A 4962-nucleotide genomic window follows, 5' to 3' on the forward strand; every position below is an offset into this window, starting at 1 on the left:
GCGCGCGGTCTGCTCCGCAGACACGACGCGCCGCCGCTACGCGGCGGACCACTGGCCTCCTCCGGGGCCAGTCCGCCCCCTCCGGGGGCGGGGTCCCGGCCTCCGGCCGGGACCAACCGGGCCTGTGACCAATGGCATTCACTCGTCACCGGTCTGCGGGCTTCCTCATCCCCCGTGAGTGCGTGTCCCCTCCGGGGCCACGCACTGGCTGGCTACAGGAAGGGGGTGGGGCTGCCCGTCCGGCTTCCCCAGTATGCATACCAGGGTCGACTTTGGGATTCTCAACCACTCCCCCACACCCTCCAGAGGCATTCCCTGACCCCGGATCAAGTATGCACAGTGGAGTCGAAATTGGGACTACGCTACACCACCCCGCAGGGCAGAAAAACCCCGCCCAGAAAAATACCTCGGCTGGACCGTCAAAAAGGCTGCTGTTTTCTCGTGGTAAGCGACGGGAATCACCCGCTTACCACGGTCACCCCGCACTTACCCCGCCAGTGCGGGCGGTGAATTCAGGGCGAGTCGCCTTCCCAATCCCACAACCGGGGGATCGGCAGGGCGGGGCCCGTACAGCACGCGGCCTCCAGGGCCGAACCGGCCGATCTCGGTGATGAGGGCCGCGCCCTCAGCCAGTTCCTGCGTGTCCCAGCCGGTCACGTCCAGGAGTAGCCCGTCCAACGGCCGGCCCACCAACTCGCGGTAGTCGTGGCCGGGGCGGGCGTAGGGGTGGGGGTCATCGTGCTCACTGCCGTAGACCCGCCGTCGCGGCTCAGTCATGCCAGCCAGGCTCCCACCCGGCACCGACCACGGTGGTCGGCCCCGCCTACACGCACGACACGTCATCGACCAGGCAAACGACACCACCTGCCACTCCCAACGACAGGCCCGGACACACAAACCACAGGTCAACCACCCGACGTCCGAGGCCACCTCATGACGCATCCAACGCCAGAACAACGACGCCCATCACCAGGTTCAGCCGAGTCTGCTGAAAGCCCAGCGAAGTACCTCCTGATCAGGTCTGTCCCGCCCAGTTCGTTGGATGGCTGTGAGGGTGTGGGCTGTGAGTCGGGCCCAGTTGCGGAAGTTGCCGTGTGTTGCGTGGCGATCGGCGTAGGCGATGTCCTCGGGATCGGTCTTGCTCCAGACGGGGTGGTACAGCGGGATGACCTGTTGGACTTCCGCCACTGTGAGCTTTTTGAGGTGCTGCCAGATGAAGATGCGGGAGGAGAGCATCGGTTCTTTCCGCAGCACGCTGTGCGCGCCCTCGCCTCCGGCGAAAATGATCGCGATCTGCGTATAGGGGTTGTCCCAGGCGAACCGGAAGTACTCGAAGGTTTCCTGATTGAGCCATTGCGCTTCGTCGACGACGAGTGTGCGCGGCTGCGAAGCGAGAGAGTCCAGCAGGAGTCGGTCGAATTCGGACGGGTGGCGCGGGGGGTCTCCTGGCAGGCCGAGCGCGGCGAAGAGTTCGTGCCGTACCGCGCGGGCAGTGGGGCGGGCGCGGAAGGTGATCCTGCAGACTTCCTCACCCTGAGCGGCTTGGAGTTCGCGCAGGCAGACATTGGCAGCGAGGGTCTTGCCGACACCGGCCGGACCGTGGAGGCACATCATCGCCCTGGCCTCGATCGTGTCAGCGATGTTCTCCCTGGCAGCCAGCAGGGCGCGGGTGGTCACGACCGCAGCGTCGGGGAGCTGTGTGTAGTGGTCGGTCTCCCGTGGGGGCAGCTGGCTGGTCATCGCTCCTCTTCCCTGCTGAGTTTGGCGTTGTGTGTGGGGTGCAGGCTGGGTGGGGTGTTCCAGTCCTGGGGTGGTGGTGCGGGCGGGATGAGGTCGGGGAGGGCGAGAGCGGCCATGTCACCGTGGGCTGCTGTTTCGAGTTCTTGGTCGGCTTCAGCTGCAGTCACGGCGCCCAGGCGCTGCGGTGGTGTGGGGGTGGTGGCGGGGGCGAAGCGCTGCCGGCGCAGGGCTTGTGCCTTCTTGGTCTCCTCGCGCAGGCGTCGGGCCCGCGCTGTGCGGGCGCGCCGCAGAGCGTCGAGCTGTTCGGGGGTGGCGGCATCGGCGAGATGGGCGGAGCCGAGGTGGTTGCCGGCGGGGTCGAAGATTTCGATCTCGTGATCGTGGTGGGGCATGTAGCGGATGCGGACGCTGCGTCCAGCCTGCCCGGCCATCCACGCGCCGATGTAGTCACGGCCCCTCCAGCGCACCCCGTGACTGGTCAGCTTCCGCGTCCGACCGTCATCCTCCAGCATCAGCCCCCACAGGGCGGCTTCGGGGAGATCGGAGAGGGGCGTGGGATCGCTCTGCCAAGCTTCGATGGGGGTCTGGCCGACCAGGGCGTCGGGCCGGTGCTCGGTGTTCCACCACGTCGTCCAGGCCAGGACCTCGGCGGTGAGCTCGGTGAAAGACAGGGGAAGGGGCTCATCGGGGTCGGCAGGCTTCTTCCTGCCGTGCCGGGGTGCAGGGATGGTGGTGTGGCCGGGCAGGGCGGCGAAGAGCATGCGGTCGGCCGAGCGGTTGAGGTTTTCCACCGTGCCTTTCAGGTGCGGGCTGTAGGCGGGCAGGTCATCGACTCTGGCGCCGAGGGTGCCGAATACGCCCAGGACCGTCCGGGAGAGGAAGTCCTTGCCCCTGTCGATACGCACCGCTTCGGGAACGCCGCCCGCCGGGCCGTACGGGCCGCTGCGCAGGATCGCGGCGCGCAGCGCGGCCAGGATCGAGGCACGGGAAGGCTGACCGGGTGTGACAGCGGTACCGGTGATGGTCTTGGTCGCGACATCGATGAACCACGTCACCCACGGCCGTACAAGCTCCCCGCCGGCATCCACCAGGAGCGGCGCCTGGACGTGGTCGGCCTCCCAGGTGTGGTTGCGCCACAGCCGGGGCCGCTTGCCGAAGACGTCATGGGCGCGGGCTGCCTCCGGGCCGCGGGCCAGGCCGGCGCGTTCACCGGCGGTCAGGTCGCGGCGCACCGCACGGAGGAACGTCGAGAGCGAGGGCACCGGATCCAGGACGGGTACCGCCTGGTCTGGTGCCCCTCCCGGAACAGTGGGCGCTGGCTTTCCTGCTGCTGCCCGGGCGCGGGCTGTCAGTTGCCGGTGGGCCGCGGACGCGTTCCCCTTCCAGTACGCCAGCAGCACCCGAACCTCGGGCGTGACCTCGAACCGGTCGCCCGTTCTGCGGCCCGGCCGGGCCGCTGTGCCGGGGTTGGCTTCGGCTTGTGCGAGCCACCGCCATACCGTCCGCTCGGAGACTCCCAGGCACTCCCCCGCCAGCCGCACATGCCCCCGCGAGAGCCGACCCTGCCCCCGCAGCCGGAGCAGCTGCTGCACAGCGGGGCCACGCAGCACGGTCAGCCCGGGGCCCTCCAGCACCGGTGGGGGCACATGCAGCGGCGTGGGAGCTTTTACTTGGGGTGCGCTGCTCATGGGACGGGCTCCTGTTGTCCTGTGCTCATCGCCTTCCTCCCTCCCATTCCGTGCCGCTGGCCGTCACAAATAGGGGCCCAGTCGTGCGCAGGCCTGCTCGAGCAAGGAACGGTCCGCTCCTGGGTGCTGGCTGCGTTTGGTGAGGGCGTAGAGGTGAGAGGTGATCTTCGCCCAGGTACGGAAATTGCCCCGCGCCACCGTGGCATCAGCCCACTCCACGTCCGCCGGCTGGGTGCCTTCCCATACGTCATGGAACATGGCCAGCGTCTCGGAGAGCCGGTCCGGCTCCACGCCAGTGACCTGGTGCCAGGTCAGCACCCTGGAACGCAGCGCCGGCGCCCGCGCGATCACCCGCTCCGCGCCCGCCCCGCACAGCACCAGCGCCGCGGCCGTTCCCGGCTCGTCCCACAGCAGCCGCAGATAGTCCAGCAACGGCGGAGACAACCGCTGCGCGTCATCGAGGAAGACCACACCTGGCTGTCTCAACGCCTCAGTCAAGGCGCGGTCGGCGGCTTGGGCGCGGTGGGCCAGAGAAGCCGCTGGGAGCCCGCACGCATCCAGCAGGGAGGCACGCATCTGGGGCAGGCCAGGCTTCACCCCGACCACCGGCCGCCAGACCGGGGCCCGTGAGGGCAGCAGATGCAGCGCTTGCTGGACCGCCACCGTCTTGCCCACCCCCGGCTCCCCGAACACACACCCGATCCCCCGCGCCGCCGCCGTATGCCCGACCACCTCCACCACCGCGGCCACAGGGCCGGTCGAGACCACGCGCGCCCCGGGCACGAACAGCCGCACCCCGCTTCGCGTGGCGGGCTGGCTACCGTTCTCGTCCGGGACGGCCGCAGCAGGCTGTGCTGGTTCGGCGTCGACCACCGGCACACCCTCTCCCGGACGCTGCAGCTTCAGCTCGGCCAGGACCCGGTCATACCGCTCGGGCTCCACCCGGGCCCGCGAGGCCCCGGCCGACTCAAGCGGGCGGCCCGCGCGCAGATCCCGCCTCACCGTGCGGTGCAACGTGCCCAGCGATGGCACATTCTCCAGCGAGTCATCCTTTGTCATCTGCCGGTGCAGAGCTGCGACGTTCCCGCCCATCTGGGCCAGCCGGTTCCACTGCTGGTCATTCAGCGTGAACCCGCCCGGCCGCGCCACCGGATCCAGCCGGCCCGCCCGCGCCTCGGACAACCACCGCCACACCGTCCGCGGTGTCACGCCCGCGGCCTCGGCCATCACCCGCACATGCAACGCCGAAACCGATTCCTGGCCCTGGTCCACTTCCAGTAACCGACGGACCACCACACCCCGTGACAGCCACTCTGCCTCGCTCATACCGGCCAGCACACCCGCACCCGGGGACTGGGTGCGCAGGAATGCGCAATCCCATGACAGCCACCCGCCAGCGTGCTAGCCAGCTGCTGACAGCCATTTGGTCACCTGGTGACAGCCACTAGCGCGAGAAGAAACGGCGTCCCACCAGGCCAACGGCCCGTCATCCCTGCTGACACCCAACCCGCTGCCACCACACCCCCAACTCACA

The 4962-nt window shown here is 69.1% G+C and carries 3 protein-coding genes and 1 pseudogene; all 4 read right to left on the minus strand.

Annotated features, from left to right (window positions below):
• Positions 1–512: 512 nt before the first annotated feature.
• A pseudogene (locus FM076_RS32865) lies at positions 513–777 on the minus strand (hypothetical protein).
• A 198-nt stretch (positions 778–975) separates the two neighbouring features.
• Positions 976–1740 carry an ATP-binding protein gene (locus FM076_RS32870; protein ID WP_173875203.1) on the minus strand — a complete coding sequence of 255 codons (765 nt, stop codon included), beginning with the start codon at positions 1738–1740 and terminating at the stop codon, positions 976–978.
• Positions 1737–3332, minus strand: a complete 1596-nt coding sequence (locus FM076_RS32875; RefSeq protein WP_428815181.1) for a transposase — start codon at positions 3330–3332, stop codon at positions 1737–1739. Before FM076_RS32875 ends, FM076_RS32870 begins: the two co-directional genes overlap by 4 nt.
• A gap of 159 nt (positions 3333–3491) precedes the next feature.
• A complete protein-coding gene (locus FM076_RS34840; protein WP_173875205.1) occupies positions 3492–4754 on the minus strand; it encodes an ATP-binding protein in 1263 nt (420 codons plus the stop codon).
• Positions 4755–4962 lie beyond the last annotated feature (208 nt).

It is taken from the genome of Streptomyces albus subsp. chlorinus (genome assembly GCF_013302895.1).
Taxonomy (GTDB): domain Bacteria; phylum Actinomycetota; class Actinomycetes; order Streptomycetales; family Streptomycetaceae; genus Streptomyces; species Streptomyces chlorinus.

What these genes read in the sequence shown, in the direction of transcription:
- FM076_RS32870 (WP_173875203.1), bottom strand. Translation starts at nt 1,740, where the DNA reads ATGACCAGCCAGCTGCCCCCACGGGAGACCGACCACTACACACAGCTC.
- FM076_RS34840 (WP_173875205.1), bottom strand. Translation starts at nt 4,754, where the DNA reads ATGAGCGAGGCAGAGTGGCTGTCACGGGGTGTGGTGGTCCGTCGGTTA.